Here is a 21,978-nt window from a genome sequence, read left to right on the forward strand (position 1 = left end):
GTCCGGGCTCGTCAGGCCCCGCGTGGGGCGAGAGAGACCTGACCTAGATGCAGACCGCAGAGATCCACCGCCGCTTCCTCTCGCACTTCGAGGAGCGAGGCCACACCGTCGTGCCCTCGGCCTCGCTCGTGAGCGACGACCCGGCGATCATGTTCACGATCGCCGGCATGGTGCCGTTCATCCCGTACCTGTCTGGTCGGGTGCCCGCCCCCTGGCCCCGCGTCGTCGACGTGCAGAAGTGCATCCGCACCAATGACATCGAAGAGGTCGGCCGCACGCCGCGGCACGGCACCTTCTTCCAGATGGCCGGCAACTGGTCGTTCGGCGACTACTTCAAGCGCGAGGCGATCGAGTACGCGTGGGCGCTGCTCACCGGCTCGGAGGCCGACGGCGGCTATGCGTTCGATCCTGCGAAGCTCTGGGTCACGGTCTTCGAGACCGACGACGAGGCCGAGCGCCTCTGGCTCGAGGTCACCGATGTCGACGCGGCGCAGATCCAGCGCCTCGGCCTCGAGGACAACTACTGGATGACCGGGCAGCCCGGCCCAGCGGGTCCCGACTCCGAGATCTTCTACGACCTGGGCCCGGAGTATGGCCCCGACGGCGGCCCCGCGACGGGCAGCGACCGGTACGTCGAGATCTGGAACCTCGTCTTCATGCAGGACGAGATCGCCGATGTGCGCTCGAAGACCGAGTTCACGATCGTGCGCGAGCTGCCGAGCAAGAACATCGACACCGGCATGGGGCTCGAGCGCATCGCCTTCCTCAAGCAGGGCGTGCCGAACATGTACGAGATCGACCAGGTGCGCCCCGTGCTCGACCTCGCGAGCGAGCTCTCCGGCCGCCGCTACGGCGCCGACCATGAGGACGATGTGCGGATGCGCGTGGTCTCCGACCACGTGCGCTCGTCGCTCATGCTCATGGGCGACGGCGTCACCCCCGGCAACGAGGGGCGCGGCTACATCCTGCGCCGCCTGATGCGCCGCTCCGTGCGCGCGATGCGCCTGCTCGGCGTGCACGAGACGACGTTCCCGACGCTCTTCCGTGCGAGCTACGACGCCATGTCGGTCGCCTACCCGGAGCTGCAGGACTCGTTCGGCCGCATCGAGCGGATGGCGATCGCCGAGGAGGAGACCTTCCTCAAGACGCTCGAGTCGGGCTCGACCGTGCTCGACCTCGCGATGGCAGACGTGCGCAAGGACGCCGGCCAGGTCGTGCCTGGCAAGACAGCCTTCCTGCTGCACGACACCTACGGCTTCCCGATCGACTTGACGATGGAGATCGCCGACGAGGCGGGCCTCGAGGTCGACCGCTCGACCTTCGAGACGCTCATGAGCGAGCAGCGCACGCGCGCGAAGGCGGATGCCAAGTCGCGCCGCCGCCAGCTCGCCGACCTCTCGGTGTACTCCGACCTGCGCGGCAAGGGCGAGACCGCCTTCCTCGGCTACGACGAGCTCGAGGCCGACGGCGAGGTCATCGGCATCATCGCCGACGGCGCGCAGGTCTCCTCCGCCACGGTCGATCAGGAGGTCGAGATCGTCCTCACCGCCACGCCGCTCTATGCGGAGTCCGGCGGTCAGGACAGCGACCAGGGGCGGCTCATCGGCCAGGGCTTCGAGGCCGAGGTGCTCGACGTGCAGCGACCTGTGTCCGGCCTCGTCAGCCACACCGTGCGCGTCACCTCCGGTGAGATCGCCGTCGGCGACGTCGCGCACGCCGTGGTCGACCCGCTCTACCGTCGCGGCGCGAACAAGGCGCACTCGGCGACGCACCTCGTGCACGCGGCGCTGCGCCAGCTGCTCGGTCCGGACGCCATGCAGGCCGGCTCCTACAACAAGGCCGGCTACATGCGCCTCGACTTCTCGTGGTCGAGCCCGCTCTCCGCCGACATGCGGCAGGAGCTCGAAGGCATCGCCAACAACGCCATCCGCGACGACCTGCCGGTCGAGACCCGCGTCATGCCGATCGACGAGGCGAAGGCGCTCGGCGCGATGTCGCTGTTCGGCGAGAAGTACGGCTCGACGGTGCGCATGGTCGACATCGGCGGGCCGTGGTCGCGTGAGCTGTGCGGCGGCACGCACGTCGCCGCCTCGAGCCAGATCGGCCTGATCTCGATCACGAGCGAGTCGAGCGTCGGCTCGACGGCGCGCCGCGTCGAGGCTGCGGTGGGCGCGGATGCGTTCGAGCAGCTGGTCGCGGAGCGCACGCTGGTGAGCGAGCTCACCTCGATGCTGAAGACGCCGAAGGAGCAGCTCCCGGGCCGCATCCAGGAGATCGTCGCCTCGCTCAAGACCGCCGAGAAGCGGATCGCCGAGTTCGAGTCGAAGCAGCTCGCCGGGCGCGTGCAGCCGATCGCGGATGCGGCGACGCGGGTGGGCGAGACGCTCCTGGCGTCCGTCGACCTGGGCGCCGTCGGCTCACAGGACGATCTGCGCTCGCTCGCGGGCCAGGTGCGCGAACGCCTCGGCTCCGACACGGCCGTGGTCGCGATCGGCGGCCTCATCGACGGGCGTCCCGCGGTCGTGGTCGCCACGAACCAGGCAGCGCGCGACGCGGGCATCGCCGCGGGACCGCTCGCCAAGGCCGCGGCCTCGGCGCTCGGCGGTGGCGGCGGCGGCAAGCCCGACATGGCGCAGGGCGGCGGTCAGGACGCGAGCGCGATGCCGGCTGCGCTGGCAGCCGTGCGCGACGGGCTGAGCCGCTGAACGGGGCCAGCTCGATGCGACCGGGCGTGCGAATCGGGGTCGACGTGGGCAGGGTCCGCGTCGGCGTCGCCCGCTGCGACCGGGACGGGCTGCTCGCGACCCCGGTGGAGACCATCCAGCGGGCGAGCGTCGAGCCGGTCGCGCGCCTGCGCGCGATCGCGGAGGAGCTCGGCGCGATCGAAGCCGTCGTCGGCCTGCCGATCTCGCTCTCCGGAGGAGACACGCCGAGCACACAGGATGCGCGAGAGATGGCGGCGCAACTCGCCGCCGTGATGCCCGTGCGGCTCGTGGACGAGCGGCTCTCGACCGTGACCGCATCCGCCGGCATGCGCGCATCCGGCAAGTCATCGCGCCAGCAGCGCGCCACGATCGATCAGGCGGCAGCGGTCGTCATCCTGCAGCACGCGCTCGACAGCGAGCGCGCGTCCGGGCGCACGCCCGGCGAGCTGCTCACGGACGGCGGCGTGGCCGCACAGCGAGAAGAGGACTGATCATGGCTGGACGACGCGCACGCGTGCAGGCCGAGCGCAAGCGACGGGGTCGCAGACGGCTGATCGGCTGGGGCATCGCCCTGGTCGTGCTCATCGGGCTCGGCATCGCCGCAGCCTGGGGCATCGGTCAGCTGCAGGAGCGCTTCGCGGCCGCGGAGGACTACCCGGGCCCGGGCACCGGCGAGGTCGTCGTGCAGGTGCAATCGGGCGAGAACGGCTACGACGTCGCCGCGACGCTCGTCGAGGAGGATGTCATCGCAAGCGCCGAGGCGTTCACCGACATCCTCGTCGCCGACCCCACGATCCAGCTGCACCCCGGCGCCTACCGGGTGCAGCAGCAGATGTCGGCGCAGGGCGCGCTCGACGCGATCCTCGACCCCGCGAACAAGGTCGAGCTGCGCGTGACCGTGCCGGAGGGCTACACGCTGCCGCAGGTCTTCGAGCGGCTGGAGCGCGACCTGGGGATCCCGCAGGCCGAGTTCCTGCAGCTCGCGGGCGATCCCTCCCAGTTCGACGTTCCCGACGGTGCGCTCACGATCGAGGGCTGGCTGTTCCCCGCCACCTACACGTTCGACGACGGCGCGACCGCGCAGAGCGTGCTCGAGACGATGATCGCCCGCCAGCACCAGGCGCTCGAGCAGCACGGAGTCGCACCGGAGGACGCCCAGCGCGTGCTCACGTTCGCCGCACTCGTGCAGCGCGAGGCGCGCTTCGCCGACGACTTCGGCCGCGTCGCGCAGGTGTTCCAGAACCGCCTGGACATCAACATGCCGCTGCAGTCGGATGCCACGGTCGCCTACGGCACGGGCAACCTGCACGTCGTGACGACGACCGCCGACGAGCGCGCCGACGCATCCAATCCCTACAACACCTACCAGCACACCGGCCTGCCGGTCGGGCCGATCGGCGCACCGGGCGACCAGGCGATCCAGGCGGTCCTGTCACCCACCGACGGACCGTGGCTCTACTTCGTCACGATCAACCCGGAGACCGGCGAGACCGTGTTCTCGGAGACGTACGCCGAGCACCAGGTGGCGGTGCAGGAGTTCCAGCAGTTCCTGCGCGACAACCCGGGATGGGGCGGCTGAGTTGCTCGAGGTGAGGGCGACGGGCGCGCGCAGGCTGGCCGTCGTCGGCTCGCCGATCGCCCACTCGCTCTCGCCGCTGCTGCACGCCGCTGCGGCACGCGAGCTCGGGCTCGACTGGCGGTATGAGCGGCGGCAGGTCGCCGCCGGAGAGCTGACCGGCTTCGTCGACGTGCTCGACGGCGGCTGGCTCGGACTGTCGGTGACGGCGCCGCTGAAGGAAGAGGCCATGGCGCTCGCCGCCGAGGTCGATGCGCTGGCCGAGCTCACCGGCGCGGTGAACACGCTGCTGCTCGGTCGGCGCGTGCGCGGCTGGAACACCGACGTGGGCGGCACGGTCCGGGCGTTCGCGGATGCGGGGCTCGGCTCGGTCACGACCGGTGCGATCGTGGGCGCCGGGGCGACGGCGCAGGCCGCGCTGCTGGCGCTGGCCGAGCTGGGCGCCGAGACGGTGACTGTGGGGCTCCGCACCCCGGCGAAGGGCGCGCGCCTCGTCGAGCTGGGGGAGCGGCGCGGCGTGCAGGTCGTGCTGCAGCCGCTCGACGCGCTGCTGCCGGCCGTCGACGCCGCCGTCTCGACGCTGCCGGCATCTGCCGACGCGGTGCCGGCGTTCGCCGCCCCGCCTGCCGGGCTGCTCGACGCCGACTACGCCCGCCCCGGCGGCTCCCGCTACCTCGCGAGCCTGCCTGCCGCATCCGTGATCGACGGCCGCGAGATGCTGCTGGGGCAGGCGGTGCTGCAGGTGCGCATCTTCGCGCTCGGCGACGTCGACGCCGTGCTGCCGAACGAGCAGCGGGTGCAGGCCGCCATGCGCGCAGCACTGGTCGAGCAGGCACGGCTGCGTCTGGAAGAATCGTAGGCATGCTGCGCTGGCTGACTGCCGGGGAATCCCACGGCCCCGAACTGATCGCGATCCTCGAGGGGCTGCCTGCTGGCGTGCCCATCACCGCCGAGCAGATCCAGGCTGACCTGCAGCGCCGCAAGCTCGGCGCCGGCCGTGGCGCCCGTATGAAGTTCGAGCAGGACGCGCTGTCGATCTCCGGCGGCGTGCGCCATGGGCTGTCGCAGGGCGGCCCGGTCGCGCTGCGGGTCGGCAACACCGAGTGGCCGAAGTGGGCAGAGGTCATGTCGGCGGCCCCGCTCGAGGGCGAGCTGACCGGCGCGCGCGCCGCCAAGCTGACCCGCCCGCGGCCCGGCCACGCAGACCTGGTGGGCATGCAGAAGCACGGCTTCGACGAGGCACGTCCGGTGCTCGAGCGGGCGAGCGCCCGAGAGACCGCAGCAAGGGTGGCGCTGGGCGCCGTCGCGCGCGCCTTCCTCGGCGAGCTCGGCGTGCGGCTGGTCAGTCACACGCTCTCGATCGGCCCCGTGCGCGTGCCGGAGGGCGCACCGCTGCCGCTGCCGGAGGACGTCGACCGCCTGGACGCCGACGAGCTGCGCTGCAACGACCCGGCGACGAGCGCCGCGATGCTCGCGGAGGTCGAGGACGCCCGCCGCGCAGGCGACACGCTCGGCGGCATCGTCGAGGTGCTCGCCTACGGCCTGCCGGCTGGCCTCGGCTCCTACGTGCACTGGGATCGTCGGCTCGATGGCCGCCTCGCGCAGGCGCTCATGGGCATACAGGCCATCAAGGGCGTGGAGGTCGGCGACGGCTTCGAGACCACCCGCCGCCGCGGCAGCGTCGCGCACGACGAGCTGCTCGTCGGCGAGGGCGGCGTGCACCGCGAGACCGGCCGCGCCGGTGGCATCGAGGGCGGCATGTCGACGGGCGACGTGCTGCGCGTGCGCGCGGGCATGAAGCCGATCGCGACGGTGCCGCGGGCGCTGCGCACGATCGACGTCACCACGGGCGAGGCGACGCAGGCCCACCACCAGCGCAGCGACGTCTGCGCCGTGCCGGCCGCCGGCGTCGTCGCGGAGGCGATGGTCGCGCTCGTGCTGGCCGACGCCGTGGTCGAGAAGTTCGGCGGCGACTCGGTGACCGAGACCCGCAGGAACCTCGACGCCTACGTCGCGTCGATCCCCGAGCAGCTGCGCACGGTGCCGGAGGCGCACTGATGGCGAGCACTCGCCGCCCGGTGACGAGCGCAGGCTCGTGACCGCTGATGGCCCGCGCCCCGGCGACGAGGCGAGCGCGACGCCGCCGGTCGTGATCATCGGCCCGATGGCGGCGGGCAAGACCTCGCTCGGGCGCAAGCTCGCTGCCCGACTGGGCCGCACCTTCGCCGACACCGACCGGCTCGTGGTGCTCGAGCACGGCCCGATCCCCGAGATCTTCGCGACGCACGGCGAGCCCGCCTTCCGCCGCTGGGAGGCGGCTGCGGTGCAGCAGGCGCTGACTCCGGGCACCGTCGTCGCCCTGGGCGGCGGCGCGGTGCTCGACCACGGCACGCGCGTGCTGCTGCGCGAGCAGGCCACCGTGGTGCTCGTCACGGTCGACGAGGTGGCAGCCGGGCGCCGCATCAGCGGCGGCGGACGCCCCCTCGTGGATGACGGCATCGCATCCTGGCGCCGCATCGCCGCAGAGCGCGAACCGATCTACCGCGAGCTCGCCGACACCGTCGTCGACAGCTCGCGCACGCCCATGTCGCGACTCGTCGACGAGCTCACGGCCTGGCTCGGGGAGCACGGGCTGTGAGCCCCGTCGCCGAGCACCGCACCACCGCATCCAGAGGGAGAGCACGCGCATGACCACCATCCACGTCGAGACCGACGCGCCGTACGACGTCCACGTCGGCAGGGGCATCCTGGTGGATCGGCTGCAGGAGTCGCTCGGCGGCGTGCAGCGCCTGCTGGTCGTGCACCAGCCCGCCATGGCGCGCATCGCCGATCACCTGAAGGAGTCGCTCGACGTCGAGGTGCTGCTCGCCGAGGTGCCGGATGCCGAGGCCGGCAAGCGCATCGAGGTCGCGCAGTTCCTGTGGCAGATCATGGGGCAGGCCGACTTCACGAGGACGGATGCGGTGCTGGGCCTCGGGGGCGGCGCCGTCACGGATCTCGCCGGCTTCGTCGCTGCCACCTGGCTGCGTGGCGTGCGCGTGTTGCAGGTGCCGACGAGCGTGCTCGGGATGGTCGACGCCGCCGTCGGCGGCAAGACGGGCATCAACACCGAGCAGGGCAAGAACCTGGTCGGCGCCTTCCACCACCCCGCCGCGGTCATCGCCGACCTCGAGCTGGTCGACTCGCTGCCGCGCAACGAGCTGCTCACGGGCTTCGCGGAGATCGTGAAGGCCGGCTTCATCGCCGACCCGCGCATCCTGGACCTGCTCGAGCACCACCGCGACGCATCCACAGACCCGACGACGCCCGAGTTCGCCGAGGTGGTCGCCCGATCGATCGATGTGAAGGCTCGCGTGGTCGCGAACGACTTCCGTGAGGCGGGGGAGCGCGAGTTCCTCAACTACGGCCACACGCTCGGCCACGCGATCGAGCACAACGAGCGGTATCGCTGGCGCCACGGGGCCGCCGTGTCGATCGGCATGGTCTTCGCCGCAGAGCTGTCGCGGCTCGCCGGTCGGCTGCCGGAGCGCGTCGTCGACCGCCACCGCGAGATCCTCGGCTCGCTCGAGCTGCCGATGACCTACCCGGTGGGCCGCTGGCAGTCGCTGCTGGCCTCGATGCGCAAGGACAAGAAGACGCGCGGATCGATGCTGCGCTTCGTGGTGCTCGACGATGTGGCGAAGCCCCGCATCCTCGAGGGGCCCGACGAGGGCCTGCTATTCATGGCGTACCAGTCGCTCGCCGACTGATCGCCACCTCCCGTGATCGAGTGGCGCCTCCAGCGATCGAGCGGCGCCTCCAGCGATCGAGTGGCGCCTCCAGCGATCGAGCGACGTGCTTGGGGAGTGAGTGGCGCCTTGTGCGATCGAGTGGCGTCTCCTGAGCGCTTGACGTGCTGGGTCAGCTGAAGGCGCCATTCGGCGCTGGGAGGCGCCACTGGATGCTGGGAGGCGCCACTGGATGCTGGGAGGCGCCATTCGGTTGTGGGGTCCCGGAGTTGCGGGGCGCGACAGAGTGGCTGAGCTGCGCGGGCCGCTCGGATGGGCGACCGCGGCCTGGCGTGTCGGTTGTGCGGGGAGCAGAATCCGAGGCATGGCACATGGCGACATCACGCACATCGAGATTCCTGTCAACGACCTCGCGAAGGCCACGGCCTTCTACTCCGACCTCTTCGGCTGGCAGATCGCCGAGATGGAGGGCTTCGAGGGCTACCCCATGTTCCAGGCGCCCAACGGCGTCTCGGGCGGCGCCCTGACTGCGCGCGAGGAGGGCTTCACCCAGCCCCGCAGCATGGTCGAGGTCGACTCGATCGACGACGTGCTCGCCAAGGCGACGGCGCAGGGCGCAACGGTGGTGACCGGGAAGACCGAGATCACGCCGACGAGCTGGTGGGCGCTCTTCGCCGATCCCGACGGCAACCAGGTGGGGCTCTTCGAAGGCACGATGTAGCGTCGGGGCGCCGCACGGCGGTGCCGGCCGGGCCGGCCGTCCGACCCCGACGTTCGATCGGGCACAGCGGCGATGGAACCCGCAGTGCTCGTCGGTCGTCGGCTCCGCCCGATCGAGCGGCCTCGTCCTGACTGGACCACGCCGATGCGGCAGACTGGCCGCATGCGCATCCTCGTCCTCAACGGCCCCAACCTCGGCAGGCTCGGCAGCCGCGAGCCCGACGTCTACGGCAGCGCGACCATCGACGACATCGCGCCGCTCGTCGAGGCCGTCAGCACGGCAGAGCAGCCGATCGAGGCGGATGTGCGCCAGACCGACGACGAAGCCGAGCTGGTCGGCTGGATCCACGAGGCCGTCGACGCGCAGACGCCGGTGATCCTCAACCCGGCAGCCTTCACGCACTACTCCTACGCGCTGCGCGACGCCTGCGCGCAGCTGCAGGGCGTCGCGCCGCTCATCGAGGTGCACATCTCCAACCCGCACGCGCGCGAGACCTTCCGCCACACCTCTGTCATCTCCGGCGTCGCCACTGGCGTGATCGCGGGCTTCGGCCTGCGCGGCTATGCGCTCGCCGCTGCGGCGATCGTCGCCCGCTAGACTCTCCTGTCGGCACAGGACTGGTCACAGTCCGCGGCCCCCGAAAGCTCCCACGGAACGGAATCGCCACATGGCAACCACGAACGACATCAAGAACGGCGCGGTGCTCAACCTCGACGGCCAGCTCTGGACCGTCGTCGAGTTCCAGCACGTCAAGCCCGGCAAGGGCGGCGCGTTCGTGCGGACCAAGCTGCGCAACGCGCGCAGCCAGAAGCTCGTCGACAAGACCTTCAACGCCGGCACCAAGATCGAGTTCGCGACCGTCGATCGCCGTGACTACCAGTTCCTCTACAACGACGGCACCGACTTCGTGTTCATGGACAACGACACGTACGAGCAGCTGCCGGTGCCTGCAGAGACGGTCGGCGATGGCGCCAGGTTCCTGCTCGAGAACGGCACCGCGACCATCTCCATGCACGAGGGGGAGGCGCTCCAGGTCGAGCTGCCGGCGTCCGTCGTGCTCGAGATCACGTACACCGAGCCCGGCCTGCAGGGCGACCGATCGAGCGCTGGCACGAAGTCCGCCACCGTCGAGACCGGCGCCGAGATCCAGGTGCCGCTGTTCGTCGAGCAGGGCACGCGCGTCAAGGTCGACACGCGCGACGGCAGCTACCTGGGCCGCGTCAACTGACGTGGTGGACGAGACCTACCCCTCGCGCCGCAAGGCCCGCAAGCACGCTGTCGAGGTGCTGTATTCGGCCGATGCCCGCGACGAGGCGCCCACGACCGTTCTGCGCGACACTGCAGACCGGCTCGGATGGGCGAAGCACGGCTGGTTCGAGTTCTCCCGCGAGATCGTGGCCGGCGTCGCCGACGAGACCGAGGCGCTCGACGAGCTGATCGCCTCCTCGAGCGAGCACTGGCCGATCGAGCGCATGCCGCGCACCGACCTCGCGATCCTGCGAGTCGGCACGTGGGAGCTCGAGCACGAGACCGCGCCCGTGAGCGTCGTGGTGTCGGAGGCCGTGCACCTGGCCAACGAGCTCTCGACAGACCGCTCCGGTGCGTTCATCAACGGCGTGCTCGGCAAGATCGCGGCGCAGCGGGGCTGAGCGGCTTCGGCCGATCGGCCTGCGGCGCTCAGCGCCGCTCGCCGAAGGCGACGAGCAGATGCCGCACCGCCTGCTGCGGTGACGGGTCGGCGAAGGCCGGCAGCCGGATGACGTAGCGGGCGAAGAGCGTGCCGACGACGGCGGTCGCGACCGCCCGCCCGCGCTCGGCGCCCAGCGCATCCTGCAGCCGCTCGACGACGGCGTGCTGCAGGTAGTCGTGGAAGGCGCTCGAGCGGGGCGCGCCGGAGGCGACGTCGACGGCGAGCTGCCGCAGGGTCTCGCCGTGCTCCGGATGCTCCCAGAGGGCGACGATCGCGGTCGCGAGCCTGGCGAGGTCGAGCGTGCCATCATCGCGGGTGCTCGCGGCGATCACGTCGTGCGGTGCGATGCGCACGGCGGCCGCAGCGGCCAGCAGGCCGTCGCGACCGCCGAAGTGGAAATTGACCAACGAGTGGCTGACGCCGGCCTCGGTGGCGAGCGACCGGGACGACCTCTCGCGCAGATCCCCGGCCTCCAGGTGCCGCTGCGCGGCCGTCAACAGGCGTTCGCGCGCATCGCCGCCACCCGGCGGTCGCCCGCGTCGCCCACGCCCGGAATCGACCACGCTCGCATCCTCGCACCCGCGAGCGGACGATGGGCGACATGAGCGAGACACCGACCGGCACCAGCTCCGTCGTCACCACCGATTGCGTCGTCGTCGGCGGCGGTCCCGCCGGCCTCATGCTCGGCCTGCTGCTCGCCCGGCGCGGTGTGCGGGTGACGGTGCTCGAGCAGCACGCCGACTTCCTGCGCGACTTCCGCGGGGACACCATCCATCCCTCGACGCAGGAGCTGCTGCACGAGCTCGGGCTGCTCGAGCGCTTCCTCGCCAGGCCGCACGAGGACCTCCCACAGGTGACCATGGCGTTCTCCGGCCGCCGCCTCGTGCTCGCCGACTTCACCCGACTGCCCACGCGGCGCCGTGCCATCGCCTTCATGCCGCAGTGGGACTTCCTCGATCTGCTGGCAGCGGCGGGGCGCGAGCACGCGGGCTACGAGCTGCGGATGCGCACGGCGGGCACCGCGCTGCTGCGCGACGGCTCGCGCATCGCCGGCGTCGTCGCCGACGGCCCCGTCGGGCGCGTCGAGATCCGCGCGAAGCTGACGGTGCTGGCCGACGGCCGTGACTCGGCGCTGCGCTCGGCGGCAGGCATGCGGCCAGTGGGCGGGCCGAGCGCGATCGACGTGCTCTGGTTCCGGCTGCCGCGGAGCGAGGGGGAGCAGATCCCCTTCATGCAGGCGGGCGATGGCGCGCTGCTGTCGATCCCGCGCGGCGACTTCTTCCAGTGCGCGCACATCGTGCGCAAGGGCGCATGGGACGGCAGCGCTGCTTCACTGGAGGCGCTGCGGCGCCGGGTCGCTGCGCTCGCGCCCGCGTTCCATGACCGAATGGCGCCACTGCGCCTGGATGACATCCGGCTGCTCTCCGTGCGCATCGAGCATCTCGAGCGCTGGCACCGCGACGGGCTGCTGGCCATCGGCGACGCCGCCCACGCGATGTCGCCAGCCGGCGGCGTCGGCATCAACCTCGCGATCCAGGACGCCGTGGCCGCCGCCAATGCGCTCGCCCCGCAGCTCGCGCACGCGCGCCCCACCGAGGCGCTGCTGCACCGCATCCAGCAGCGGCGCGAGCCGCCCGCCCGCATCACCCAGGCATTCCAGCGGCGGCTCGAGACCGTGCTCGTGCGACTCGCCGAGCCCGGCGAGCGGGTTCCCGTGCCCGTGCCGCTGCGCATCGTGCAGCATCTGCCCGTCGTGCGGCACGTGATGGGTCGCTTCATCGGCCTCGGACTGCGCCCCGAACACATCGATCACCCTGCGGCCGCATCCCGGACGAGGGCACCGAGGCGGTAGAGTGGAGCGATCAGACAACCTTGAAGCCCGTCCTGTGAGGCGGAGAAGGGAGTCGCATGACTCAGCGCACTGCGCATTCGAACGACGATCGATCCACCGCCGGTCAGTCGATCCCCGGGCAGGCACGCACTGTGCTCGGCCCGGACGAGATCGCCAGGGCGCTCACGCGCATCGCTCACGAGATCCTCGAGGCGAACCAGGGATCGGACGATCTCGTCCTTCTCGGCATCCCCACCCGCGGCGTGCATCTGGCAGAACGGCTGGCGGCTCGCCTGAGCGACATCACCGGCGAGGACTTCAGCGTCCGTACCGGTGCGCTCGACATCACGATGCACAGGGATGACCTGCGAGCCCGGCCCACGCGCGCCTCGCACCCCACCCGCATCCCCGCTGACGGCATCGACGACCGCGTGGTGGTGCTGGTCGATGACGTGCTCTTCTCCGGCCGCACGATCCGCGCCGCGCTCGACGCGCTCTCCGATCTCGGGCGCCCGCGCGCCGTGCGCCTCGCGGTGCTCGTCGACCGCGGCCACCGCGAGCTGCCGATCCGCGCCGACTCGGTGGGCAAGAACCTGCCGAGCGCGCGCACCGAGCACGTCTCGATCCTGCTCTCGGAGACCGACGGGCAGGATGCCGTGACCATCGAGCCGGCAGAGCCCACCACCGACGGTGGTGCAGCATGAAGCACCTGCTCACCGCCGCGATGTCGCGCGACGAGGCCATCGAGCTGCTCGATCTGGCCGAGGACATGCACCAGATCCAGGACCGCGAGGTGAAGAAGCTGCCGGCGCTCCGCGGCCGCACCGTGGTCAACCTGTTCTTCGAGGACTCCACCCGCACCCGTTCCTCCTTCGAGATCGCCGGCAAGTGGCTCTCCGCCGACGTCATCAACGTCTCCGGGAAGGGCTCGAGCGCCTCCAAGGGCGAGTCGCTGCGCGACACGGGGCTGACGATCGCCGCGATGGGCGTCGACGGCGTCGTCGTGCGCTCCGGCGCCTCGGGGGCTCCCGCGCTGCTCGCCGAGTGGATCGGCCTCCCGGTCGTCAACGCCGGCGACGGCACGCACGAGCACCCCACGCAGGCGCTGCTCGACGCGTTCGCGCTGCGCCGCCGCATCCACGGCGAGGCGGCACGCGGCAAGGGCCTCGACGGCGTGCGCGTCGCGATCGTCGGCGACATCGCCCACTCCCGCGTCGCTCGCTCGAACGCGCTGCTGCTGCCCGCCCTCGGCGCCGAGGTGACGCTCGTCGGCCCGCCGTCGCTCCTCCCGCTGGCCGCCGCCGACGGCTCGCGGCTCGGCGTCCGTGCTGAGACGAGCCTCGATCGCGTGCTCGCCGAGCAGCCCGACGCGCTCATGCTGCTGCGCGTGCAGCTCGAGCGCCAGGCAGGCAAGGTCGCGCCCAGCGTCGCGGAGTACATCACCGGCTGGTCGCTCACCGACGAGCGGCTCGCGCGCATCCCCGACACCCGCATCATGCATCCGGGCCCCATGAACCGCGGCCTCGAGCTCTCGAGCCGTGCCGCCGATGGCGACGCCTCGACCGTGCTGGAGCAGGTCACGGCCGGCGTCTCGGTGCGCATGGCCGTGCTCTACGCGCTGCTCGCATCCGACCAGGGAGGCACCCGATGACCACGCCGCAGAGCCGATCACCGCAGAGCCGCTCGCCCCAGAGCGCTCCGCCGCAGCGCGGAGTCACGATCCTGACCGGCGCCTCGATCCTGGGCGGCGCACCGCGTGACATCGCGATCGACGGTGGGCTGCTCGTCGACCCCGAGACCATCGACCGCGACGCCGCGACCGTCATCGACGCATCCGGCCTCGTCGCCCTGCCGGGGCTCGTCGACCTCCACGCGCACCTGCGCCAGCCGGGCGGGGAGCAGGCAGAGACGATCGCGAGCGGCGTGCGCGCGGCGGCTGCGGGTGGCTACACCTGCGTGTTCGCCATGGCCAACACCACTCCGGTCGCCGACACGCAGGCCGTCGTCGAGCAGGTGCACCGGCTGGGCGTCGAGGCGGGCCTCGCGACCGTGCGCCCGATCGGCGCGGTCTCCGTCGGCCTCGCGGGGGAGCGGCTGGCCGACATGGGGATGCTGGCAGGCAGCGCCGCCCGCGTCACCGTCTTCAGCGACGACGGGAAGTGCGTCGCCGACGCCGAGCTCATGCGCCGCGCGCTCGAGCACGCGGCCTCGCTCGATGCCGTCATCGCGCAGCACGCGCAGGATCCTGCGCTCACCCGCGGCTCGGTCATGCACGAGAGCCCGCTCGCCGCAGAGCTCGGCCTCACCGGCTGGCCCTCGGCCGCCGAGGCCTCGATCGTCGCGCGCGACGCGATGCTCGCCCAGTCCGCCGGCGCCCGCCTGCACGTCTGCCACGTGTCGACCGTCGAGACCGTCGAGGTCGTGCGCTCGGCCAAGGAGCGCGGCATCGCCATCACGGCAGAGGTGACGCCGCACCACCTGCTGCTCACCGAGGAGCTCGTGCGCAGCTACGACGGCCGCTACAAGGTCAACCCGCCGCTGCGCGCGGACCGCGACGTGCAGGCGCTGCGCGAGGCGCTGGCCGACGGCACGATCGACATCGTGGCGACCGATCACGCCCCGCACACGCCCGAGTCGAAGCAGACGGCGTTCGCGGATGCGGCCTTCGGCATGGTCGGGCTGGAGACCGCGCTGGGCGTGGTGCAGCAGGCGATGGTCGAGACCGGGCTGCTCGACTGGGCCGGCGTCGCGCGCGTCATGTCGACGGCGCCCGCGGCCATCGGCCGGGAGCCCGGCTACGACGCGCCGCTCGAGATCGGCTCGCCTGCGCATGTCGTGCTCGTCGACCCCGCTGCCCGCAGCACGGTCGAGGTCGCGAGCCTCAAGGGCCGTTCGACCAACTCGCCGTTCCTGGGCGTCGAGCTGCCCGGCCGCGTGCTGCACGTGTGGCACGGCGGACGACGCACCGTCGCCGAGGGCGAGCTCGTGCTCGAGGAGGCTGCGCGATGACGAAGGAGACCTTCGCGCTGCTGTGCGCGGCGTTCGTGGTGCTGGTGGCGCTGCTCGTCTGGCTGGGGATCCGCGGGCGCCGACGACGCCAGCGCGACATCCTCGAGCCGCTCGGCTGGCTCGAGGGCGCCGCGGCTGCTGCTGGCCCCGTGCTGGTCGTCGACGCGCTCTACGTCGCGACGACGCGCGCCGGCGACCCCTACGACCGCATCTTCGCGCACGGCCTGGGCTTCCGAGGCCGCACGCAGCTCGCGATCGACGCCGACGGTGTGCAGCTGCTCGCCGATCGGCGCGAGCTGCGCATCCCGGCCGCGCGCATCCGCGCTGTCGAGCGCGCCACCTGGACCATCGACCGCGTCGTCGAGCCCGGCGGGATCATCGTGATCGCGCATGAGCTCGGCGCCGACGTCGACACCTATCTCCGCGTCATCGGCGATGACGCCCCCGCGTTCGAGGCGCTCAGCAGCCTCGTGCACCGCACCACGACCACTCCCGCAGGGGAAGGAACGACCCGATGAACGCATCCGCAACCGCTGCCCTCGTCCTCGAGGACGGCACGATCTACCGCGGCACGGCCTACGGCGCTACCGGCCGAGCGCTCGGCGAGGCCGTCTTCGCGACCGGCATGACCGGCTACCAGGAGACGCTGACCGACCCCAGCTACGCGGGCCAGATCGTCGTCCAGACGTCGCCGCACATCGGCAACACCGGCGTGACCGACGAGGACGACGAGTCGGCCCGCATGTGGGCCTCGGGCTACGTCGTGCGCGCCGCCAGTCGCGTGACCTCCAACTGGCGCTCGCAGCGCACGCTCGACGACCAGCTCGTCGGGGACGGCGTCGTCGGCATCGCCGGCGTCGACACGCGTGCCATCACCCGGCGGCTGCGCGATGTGGGCGCGATGCGCGCCGGCGTGTTCTCGGGCGACGCGCTCACCACCGACGAGGCGATGCTCGCCGAGGTGCGAGAGAGCCCGCAGATGGCGGGCCGCAGCCTCGCGGAGACCGTGAGCACGCGGGAGTCCTACCGCCTCGAGGCGCTCACCGACTCGATCGGCACGCTCGCGGTGCTCGACCTGGGCGTGAAGAGCTCGACGCTCACCTACCTGCGCGAGCGGGGCTTCGACCTGGTGGTGCTGCCGCAGGACTCCACGCTCGAGCAGGTGCTCGCGCACCAGCCGGTCGCCGCCTTCTACTCCAACGGGCCGGGCGACCCCGCAGCCTCCGACTCGCAGGTCACGCTGCTGCAGGGCCTGCTGCGTGCCGAGCTGCCGTTCTTCGGCATCTGCTTCGGCAATCAGCTGCTGGGCAGGGCGCTCGGCTTCGGGACCTACAAGCTGCCATTCGGCCACCGCGGCATCAACCAGCCGGTGCTCGACGTCGCCACCGGCCGCGTCGAGATCACCAGCCAGAACCACGGCTTCGCCGTCGACGCCGCGATCGGCGAGGAGCTCACGAGCCCCGCAGGCTTCGGCCGCGTCGAGGTGAGCCACTTCTCGCTCAACGACCGGGTCGTCGAGGGCCTGCGCGCGCTCGACATCCCCGCGTTCAGCGTGCAGTACCACCCGGAGTCTGCTGCGGGCCCGAACGACGCCCGCCACCTGTTCGATCAGTTCCGCCAGCTGGTGCTGGCGCAGAAGGGGGCCAAGGCCTGATGCCCAAGCGCGACGACATCCACTCCGTCCTCGTGATCGGCTCCGGGCCGATCGTGATCGGCCAAGCCGCTGAGTTCGACTACTCCGGCACGCAGGCCTGCCGCGTGCTGCGCGAGGAGGGCATCCGCGTCATCCTCGTGAACTCGAACCCGGCGACGATCATGACCGACCCCGACTTCGCCGACGCGACCTACATCGAGCCGATCACGCCAGAGGTGCTCGAGACGATCATCATCAAGGAGCGGCCCGACGCGATCCTGCCGACGCTGGGCGGCCAGACGGCGCTCAACGCCGCGATCGCGCTGCACGAGCAGGGCATCCTCGCCCGCCACGGCGTCGAGCTCATCGGCGCGAAGGTCGAGGCGATCCAGCGCGGGGAGGATCGCCAGATCTTCAAGCAGCTCGTGCTCGACGCGGGCGCCGACGTCGCCTCCAGCGTCATCGCCAGGAACATGGACGACGCACTCGCGTTCGTCGAGGACTACGGCTACCCGGTGGTCGTGCGCCCGTCCTTCACGATGGGCGGCCTGGGCTCCGGCTTCGCGCACGACGAGAAGGAGCTGCGCCGCTTCGTCGGCGACGGCATCCACTCGTCCACCATCGGCGAGGTGCTCCTCGAGCAGTCGATCCTCGGCTGGAAGGAGTACGAGCTCGAGCTCATGCGCGACACGGCCGACAACACGGTCGTGATCTGCTCGATCGAGAACGTCGACGCGGTCGGCGTGCACACGGGCGACTCCATCACGGTCGCCCCAGCGCTCACGCTCACCGACAAGGAGTACCAGCGGATGCGCGACATCGCCATCCGCGTCATCCGCGACGTGGGCGTCGACACGGGCGGCTGCAACATCCAGTTCGCCGTCGAGCCCACCACGGGCCGCATCATCGTCATCGAGATGAACCCGCGCGTCTCGCGCTCCTCGGCGCTGGCGTCCAAGGCCACCGGCTTCCCGATCGCCAAGATCGCCGCGAAGCTCGCGCTCGGCTACCGCCTCGATGAGATCCCCAACGACATCACCAAGGTGACCCCGGCATCCTTCGAGCCCGCGCTCGACTACGTCGTGGTGAAGGTGCCGCGCTTCAACTTCGAGAAGTTCCCGGCGGCGGATGCGACGCTCACGACGACCATGAAGTCGGTCGGCGAGGCGATGGCCATCGGCCGCACCTACACGCAGGCGCTGCAGAAGGCGCTCCGCTCGCTCGAGAAGAAGGGCTCCTCCTTCCACTGGGAGGGAGAGCCCGGCGACGCCGCCGCGCTGCTGGCGACCGCGAGCATCCCCACCGACGGCCGCATCGTCACGCTGCAACAGGCGTTGCGCGCCGGTGCGACCGTCGAGCAGGCGCATGTGGCGACCGGGATCGACCCGTGGTTCCTCGACCAGATGGTGCTCATCAACGAGGTTGCCGACGAGATCCGCGCGTTCGGGGACGGCACCGGCGACCTCGACGCCGAGCATCTGCTGCTGGCCAAGGAGCACGGCTTCTCGGACGCCCAGATCGCGCAGCTGCGCGGCATCGCCGAGGCCGAGGTGCGCGAGTCGCGCTGGGCCAAGGGGCTGCGACCGGTCTACAAGACGGTCGACACCTGCGCAGGCGAGTTCCCGGCGGAGACGCCGTACCACTACTCGAGCTACGACCTCGAGACCGAGGTGCAGCCGAGCGACCGGCGCAAGATCATCATCCTGGGCTCCGGACCCAACCGCATCGGCCAGGGCATCGAGTTCGACTACTCGTGCGTGCACGCGTCCTTCGCGCTCGCCGACGCCGGCTTCGAGACGATCATGGTCAACTGCAACCCCGAGACCGTCTCGACCGACTACGACACGAGCGACCGGCTCTACTTCGAGCCGCTCACGCTCGAGGACGTGCTCGAGATCGTGCACGCGGAGTCGGCCTCGGGCGAGCTCGTCGGCGTGATCGTGCAGCTGGGCGGCCAGACGCCGCTCGGCCTCGCCCGCGGACTGCAGGCTGCCGGCGTGCCGATCCTGGGCACGACGCCCGACGCGATCGACGCAGCCGAGGAGCGCGGGCTGTTCCAGCGCATCCTCGACGAGGCGGGCCTCGTCGCGCCGCGCAACGGCACCGCCACCACCGAGGACCAGGCGGTCGAGATCGCCGAGCGCATCGGCTACCCCGTGCTCGTGCGCCCCTCGTACGTGCTCGGCGGCCGCGGCATGGAGATCGTGTACGACACGGCGAGCCTGCACGGCTACTTCGATCGCATCGCCTCGCACGGCATCGTCGGGCCGGATCGTCCGCTGCTCGTCGACCACTTCCTCGATGACGCCGTCGAGATCGACGTCGACGGCATCTACGACGGCCAGGAGCTCTTCGTCGCCGGCATCCTCGAGCACATCGAGGAGGCCGGCATCCACTCCGGCGACTCCTCCTGCACGCTGCCGCCCGTCGGTCTCGGCCGCGCGCAGCTGTTCGAGATCCGCGACGCGACGCTCCGCATCGCGCAGGGGCTCGACGTGCGCGGCCCCATCAACGTGCAGTTCGCCTACGCGACGGGCGTGCTGCACGTCATCGAGGCGAACCCGCGCGCGAGCCGCACCGTGCCCTTCGTCGCCAAGGCGCTCGGCACCCCGATCGCCAAGGCCAATGCGCGTGTGCTGGCAGGTGCGACGATCGCAGAGCTGCGCGCCGAGGGGCTGCTGCCCGAGCAGGACGGCACGATCCTCCCGATCGACACCCCGATCGCGGTGAAGGAGGCGGTGCTGCCGTTCCGACGCTTCCGCACCGCCGACGGCCGCATGGTCGACAGCCTGCTGGGCCCGGAGATGCGCTCGACCGGCGAGGTGATGGGCATCGACCGCGACTTCCCGACCGCGTTCGCCAAGAGCCAGGCCGCGGCCTACGGTGGCCTGCCGACCAGCGGCACCGTGTTCGTCTCGCTCTCGGATCGCGACAAGCGCCAGGCCGTGCTGCCGGTGCACCGCCTGCAGCAGCTGGGCTTCCGCATCGTGGCCACGCAGGGCACCGCGGAGGTGCTCGCGCGCAACGGCATCCGCGTGGATACGGTGCGCAAGCACTCCGAGGCGGGGGATGAGCCGAGCATCGTCGACCTCATCGACGCTGGCGAGATCGACATCATCATCAACACGCCCACCGGCGGCATCGCCCGCGCGGACGGCTACGAGATCCGCGCCGCGGCGGTCGCCGCCGACAAGGCGCTCTTCACGACGGTGTCGCAGCTCGGCGCCGCCGTGGCAGCGGTCGAGGCCTCCCGCGAGCCCTTCGAGGTCACGAGCCTGCAGGAGTACCACGCGCGGAGGTCGGCGTGACCTTCCTGGCCCGTCTGATCGCATCCGTCGCCGAGCACGGCGAGCTCTGCGTGGGCATCGACCCGCACCACGGGCTGCTCGAGCGCTGGGGCGATGCGTCAGCGGGATTCGGGGCGGATGCCTCGGGTGCCGAGCGCTTCGGTCGCACGGTGGTCGAGGCGGCCGCCGGGCGCGTCGCCGTGGTCAAGCCGCAGGTGGCGCTGTTCGAGGCCTTCGGCGCTGCCGGCATGGTCGCGCTCGAGCGGGTGCTCGCCGACGCGCGCGCAGCGGGGCTGCTCGTGCTCGCGGACGCCAAGCGCGGCGACATCGGCACGACCAACCAGGGCTACGCGCATGCCTGGCTGGCCGAGGGCTCCCCGCTCGAGGCCGATGCCGTCACCGTCAGCCCCTACCTCGGTGTGGGCGCGCTCGACGTCATCTTCGCCACCGCCGAGCGCGGCGGGAAGGCCGCGTTCGTGCTCGCCGCGACCTCCAATCCAGAGGCCACGCTGCTGCAGCGCGCCAGGCTGGAAGACGGCCGCACGGTCGCACGCGCCGTGGCCGACGAGGTGGCGGCGCGCAACGCGGCGACCGGTGCCGGCCACGGGCTCGTCATCGGTGCGACCGTCGACCGGGCTGCCGCGGGGCTCGAACCCATGCCCGGCGTGCCTGTGCTGGCACCCGGTTTCGGCACGCAGGGCGCGCGGCTGGCCGATCGCGCCTCGCTGTTCCCGGCTGACGCGCTCGTGCTCGCCAGCACGTCCCGCAGCATCCTCGAATCCGGGCCGACGCGTCTGGTCGCCGGGATCGAGGCCGCCGCCGCCGAGCTGATCGCCCGCCGATGACGGCGAGCGTCGCCGACCAGCATCCGGTGCCCGACCCGAGCGCGGCAGGGCGCGCCGCGATCGAGGCGCGCCGTGCTCGCGCCGCGGTGAAGCGCGCGCTCGCCGCCGGCCAGCGCGGTCCCCGCGATGTCGCCGAGCGCGCCTGGCAGGAGCCGAACGGTGCGGAGGCGCGGCTGCGCGTCGCCGAGTACCTCGCGAGCCTGCGCGGGATGGGCCCGAAGCGGGTCGAGGCGCTCATGGCGAGTCTCGGCATCGCGCACGCCAAGCGCCTCGGCGGGCTCGGCGGTTTGCAGCGCGAGCGCGTTCGCGGTTGGCTGGACGCCGTGGATCCCTCACGTCGCCCCCGGCTCATCGTCCTTGCTGGCCCTACCGCCGTCGGCAAGGGCACGGTGGCCCAGTATGTGCGCGAGCACTTCCCGCAGATCCGCCAGTCGGTGAGCGCCACGACGCGCGGGCCGCGGCCTGGGGAGATCGACGGCGTGCACTACGCGTTCGTCTCCGACGCCGACTTCGACCGGATGGTCGACGAGGGGGAGTTCCTCGAGTGGGCGAAGGTGCACAACCAGTCGCGCTACGGCACGCCGCGCTCGAGCGTGCAGGCGGCGCTCGACGGTGGCTCCTCTGTATTGCTCGAGATCGATCTGCAGGGCGCGCGGCAGGTGCGGGAGTCGTTCCCGGATGCGGTGCTGCTGTTCCTCGCGCCGCCGTCGTGGGAGGAGCTGGTGCGCAGGCTGGTCGGCCGCGGCACCGAGACCGAGGATGAGCGCACCCGCCGGCTCGAGACCGCGCGGGTCGAGCTCGCGAGCCAGCCGGAGTTCGACGCCACGGTCGTGAACACCGACGTCGCGGAGGCGGCACGCGAGGTCGTCGAGCACATCCTGTCGGCGGAGGCCGACACCACGCACTGAACAGCGCCCGCCAATCGCGTTCGCGCGGTAGCATGGGTGTTTGCG

The 21,978-nt window shown here is 71.8% G+C and carries 21 protein-coding genes; 20 read left to right on the top strand and 1 reads right to left on the bottom strand.

The window, feature by feature from the left end:
* The first annotated feature begins 47 nt into the window (after window positions 1-47).
* The 11 genes from alaS to nusB all read left to right on the top strand — a co-directional run bounded on the left by alaS (window position 48) and on the right by nusB (window position 10,379).
* Complete coding sequence (gene alaS / locus MKD51_RS09010) at window positions 48-2,705, top strand: alanine--tRNA ligase (RefSeq protein ID WP_240239974.1); 2,658 nt, start codon at window positions 48-50, stop codon at window positions 2,703-2,705.
* Between the two features lie 14 nt (window positions 2,706-2,719).
* On the top strand, window positions 2,720-3,196 hold the full coding sequence (gene ruvX, locus MKD51_RS09015) for a Holliday junction resolvase RuvX (protein WP_240239975.1): 477 nt from the start codon (window positions 2,720-2,722) through the stop codon (window positions 3,194-3,196).
* A gap of 2 nt (window positions 3,197-3,198) precedes the next feature.
* On the top strand, window positions 3,199-4,284 hold the full coding sequence (gene mltG / locus MKD51_RS09020; RefSeq protein WP_240239976.1) for an endolytic transglycosylase MltG: 1,086 nt from the start codon (window positions 3,199-3,201) through the stop codon (window positions 4,282-4,284).
* Between the two features lie 10 nt (window positions 4,285-4,294).
* Window positions 4,295-5,140, top strand: coding sequence for a shikimate dehydrogenase (locus MKD51_RS09025; RefSeq protein WP_240240905.1), 846 nt, complete (start codon window positions 4,295-4,297; stop codon window positions 5,138-5,140).
* Between the two features lie 2 nt (window positions 5,141-5,142).
* Window positions 5,143-6,339, top strand: a complete 1,197-nt coding sequence (gene aroC, locus MKD51_RS09030) for a chorismate synthase (protein ID WP_240239977.1) — start codon at window positions 5,143-5,145, stop codon at window positions 6,337-6,339.
* A gap of 37 nt (window positions 6,340-6,376) precedes the next feature.
* Complete coding sequence (locus tag MKD51_RS09035; protein WP_240239978.1) at window positions 6,377-6,919, top strand: shikimate kinase; 543 nt, start codon at window positions 6,377-6,379, stop codon at window positions 6,917-6,919.
* Between the two features lie 49 nt (window positions 6,920-6,968).
* A complete protein-coding gene (gene aroB / locus MKD51_RS09040; RefSeq protein WP_240239979.1) occupies window positions 6,969-8,030 on the top strand; it encodes a 3-dehydroquinate synthase in 1,062 nt (353 codons plus the stop codon).
* A gap of 343 nt (window positions 8,031-8,373) precedes the next feature.
* Entirely contained in the window at window positions 8,374-8,730 is a 357-nt protein-coding gene (locus MKD51_RS09045) for a VOC family protein (protein ID WP_240239980.1), read from the top strand.
* Window positions 8,731-8,892: 162 nt separating this feature from the next.
* Entirely contained in the window at window positions 8,893-9,327 is a 435-nt protein-coding gene (aroQ, locus tag MKD51_RS09050) for a type II 3-dehydroquinate dehydratase (RefSeq protein ID WP_240239981.1), read from the top strand.
* 70 nt (window positions 9,328-9,397) lie between these two features.
* Window positions 9,398-9,958, top strand: coding sequence for an elongation factor P (gene efp, locus MKD51_RS09055; protein ID WP_240239982.1), 561 nt, complete (start codon window positions 9,398-9,400; stop codon window positions 9,956-9,958).
* A gap of 4 nt (window positions 9,959-9,962) precedes the next feature.
* Complete coding sequence (gene nusB / locus MKD51_RS09060) at window positions 9,963-10,379, top strand: transcription antitermination factor NusB (RefSeq protein ID WP_240239983.1); 417 nt, start codon at window positions 9,963-9,965, stop codon at window positions 10,377-10,379.
* A 28-nt stretch (window positions 10,380-10,407) separates the two neighbouring features.
* Here nusB and MKD51_RS09065 read toward each other — a convergent pair whose 3' ends face one another.
* Window positions 10,408-10,983: a TetR family transcriptional regulator gene (locus MKD51_RS09065; RefSeq protein ID WP_240239984.1), complete on the bottom strand. Its 576-nt coding sequence runs from the start codon at window positions 10,981-10,983 to the stop codon at window positions 10,408-10,410.
* Between the two features lie 38 nt (window positions 10,984-11,021).
* Between MKD51_RS09065 and MKD51_RS09070 the strand changes: the two genes are divergently transcribed.
* The 9 genes from MKD51_RS09070 to gmk are packed head-to-tail and all read left to right on the top strand — an operon-like array spanning window position 11,022 to window position 21,933.
* Window positions 11,022-12,272, top strand: coding sequence for an FAD-dependent oxidoreductase (locus MKD51_RS09070; protein ID WP_240239985.1), 1,251 nt, complete (start codon window positions 11,022-11,024; stop codon window positions 12,270-12,272).
* A 56-nt stretch (window positions 12,273-12,328) separates the two neighbouring features.
* On the top strand, window positions 12,329-12,955 hold the full coding sequence (gene pyrR, locus MKD51_RS09075; RefSeq protein WP_240239986.1) for a bifunctional pyr operon transcriptional regulator/uracil phosphoribosyltransferase PyrR: 627 nt from the start codon (window positions 12,329-12,331) through the stop codon (window positions 12,953-12,955).
* Window positions 12,952-13,902 carry an aspartate carbamoyltransferase catalytic subunit gene (locus MKD51_RS09080; RefSeq protein WP_240239987.1) on the top strand — a complete coding sequence of 317 codons (951 nt, stop codon included), beginning with the start codon at window positions 12,952-12,954 and terminating at the stop codon, window positions 13,900-13,902. Before pyrR ends, MKD51_RS09080 begins: the two co-directional genes overlap by 4 nt.
* Entirely contained in the window at window positions 13,899-15,260 is a 1,362-nt protein-coding gene (locus tag MKD51_RS09085) for a dihydroorotase (protein WP_240239988.1), read from the top strand. The genes MKD51_RS09080 and MKD51_RS09085 overlap by 4 nt, the downstream gene beginning before the upstream one ends.
* Window positions 15,257-15,778, top strand: a complete 522-nt coding sequence (locus MKD51_RS09090; protein ID WP_240239989.1) for a hypothetical protein — start codon at window positions 15,257-15,259, stop codon at window positions 15,776-15,778. The genes MKD51_RS09085 and MKD51_RS09090 overlap by 4 nt, the downstream gene beginning before the upstream one ends.
* Complete coding sequence (gene carA / locus MKD51_RS09095) at window positions 15,775-16,914, top strand: glutamine-hydrolyzing carbamoyl-phosphate synthase small subunit (RefSeq protein WP_240239990.1); 1,140 nt, start codon at window positions 15,775-15,777, stop codon at window positions 16,912-16,914. The genes MKD51_RS09090 and carA overlap by 4 nt, the downstream gene beginning before the upstream one ends.
* Window positions 16,914-20,201 (top strand): carbamoyl-phosphate synthase large subunit, encoded by a 3,288-nt coding sequence (gene carB, locus MKD51_RS09100; RefSeq protein ID WP_240239991.1) that lies wholly within the window; start codon window positions 16,914-16,916, stop codon window positions 20,199-20,201. The genes carA and carB overlap by 1 nt, the downstream gene beginning before the upstream one ends.
* The gene (gene pyrF, locus MKD51_RS09105) at window positions 20,198-21,025 is read left to right on the top strand and encodes an orotidine-5'-phosphate decarboxylase (RefSeq protein ID WP_240239992.1); all 828 of its coding nucleotides are present in this window, start codon (window positions 20,198-20,200) and stop codon (window positions 21,023-21,025) included. Before carB ends, pyrF begins: the two co-directional genes overlap by 4 nt.
* Complete coding sequence (gene gmk, locus MKD51_RS09110; protein ID WP_240239993.1) at window positions 21,022-21,933, top strand: guanylate kinase; 912 nt, start codon at window positions 21,022-21,024, stop codon at window positions 21,931-21,933. The genes pyrF and gmk overlap by 4 nt, the downstream gene beginning before the upstream one ends.
* Window positions 21,934-21,978: the final 45 nt, after the last annotated feature.

This window comes from Agrococcus sp. ARC_14, assembly GCF_022436485.1.
GTDB lineage: Bacteria > Actinomycetota > Actinomycetes > Actinomycetales > Microbacteriaceae > Agrococcus.

What these genes read in the sequence shown, in the direction of transcription:
- alaS (WP_240239974.1), top strand. Translation starts at nt 48, where the DNA reads ATGCAGACCGCAGAGATCCACCGCCGCTTCCTCTCGCACTTCGAGGAG.
- ruvX (WP_240239975.1), top strand. Translation starts at nt 2,720, where the DNA reads ATGCGACCGGGCGTGCGAATCGGGGTCGACGTGGGCAGGGTCCGCGTC.
- mltG (WP_240239976.1), top strand. Translation starts at nt 3,199, where the DNA reads ATGGCTGGACGACGCGCACGCGTGCAGGCCGAGCGCAAGCGACGGGGT.
- aroC (WP_240239977.1), top strand. Translation starts at nt 5,143, where the DNA reads ATGCTGCGCTGGCTGACTGCCGGGGAATCCCACGGCCCCGAACTGATC.
- aroB (WP_240239979.1), top strand. Translation starts at nt 6,969, where the DNA reads ATGACCACCATCCACGTCGAGACCGACGCGCCGTACGACGTCCACGTC.
- MKD51_RS09045 (WP_240239980.1), top strand. Translation starts at nt 8,374, where the DNA reads ATGGCACATGGCGACATCACGCACATCGAGATTCCTGTCAACGACCTC.
- aroQ (WP_240239981.1), top strand. Translation starts at nt 8,893, where the DNA reads ATGCGCATCCTCGTCCTCAACGGCCCCAACCTCGGCAGGCTCGGCAGC.
- efp (WP_240239982.1), top strand. Translation starts at nt 9,398, where the DNA reads ATGGCAACCACGAACGACATCAAGAACGGCGCGGTGCTCAACCTCGAC.
- MKD51_RS09070 (WP_240239985.1), top strand. Translation starts at nt 11,022, where the DNA reads ATGAGCGAGACACCGACCGGCACCAGCTCCGTCGTCACCACCGATTGC.
- pyrR (WP_240239986.1), top strand. Translation starts at nt 12,329, where the DNA reads ATGACTCAGCGCACTGCGCATTCGAACGACGATCGATCCACCGCCGGT.
- MKD51_RS09080 (WP_240239987.1), top strand. Translation starts at nt 12,952, where the DNA reads ATGAAGCACCTGCTCACCGCCGCGATGTCGCGCGACGAGGCCATCGAG.
- MKD51_RS09085 (WP_240239988.1), top strand. Translation starts at nt 13,899, where the DNA reads ATGACCACGCCGCAGAGCCGATCACCGCAGAGCCGCTCGCCCCAGAGC.
- MKD51_RS09090 (WP_240239989.1), top strand. Translation starts at nt 15,257, where the DNA reads ATGACGAAGGAGACCTTCGCGCTGCTGTGCGCGGCGTTCGTGGTGCTG.
- carA (WP_240239990.1), top strand. Translation starts at nt 15,775, where the DNA reads ATGAACGCATCCGCAACCGCTGCCCTCGTCCTCGAGGACGGCACGATC.
- carB (WP_240239991.1), top strand. Translation starts at nt 16,914, where the DNA reads ATGCCCAAGCGCGACGACATCCACTCCGTCCTCGTGATCGGCTCCGGG.
- gmk (WP_240239993.1), top strand. Translation starts at nt 21,022, where the DNA reads ATGACGGCGAGCGTCGCCGACCAGCATCCGGTGCCCGACCCGAGCGCG.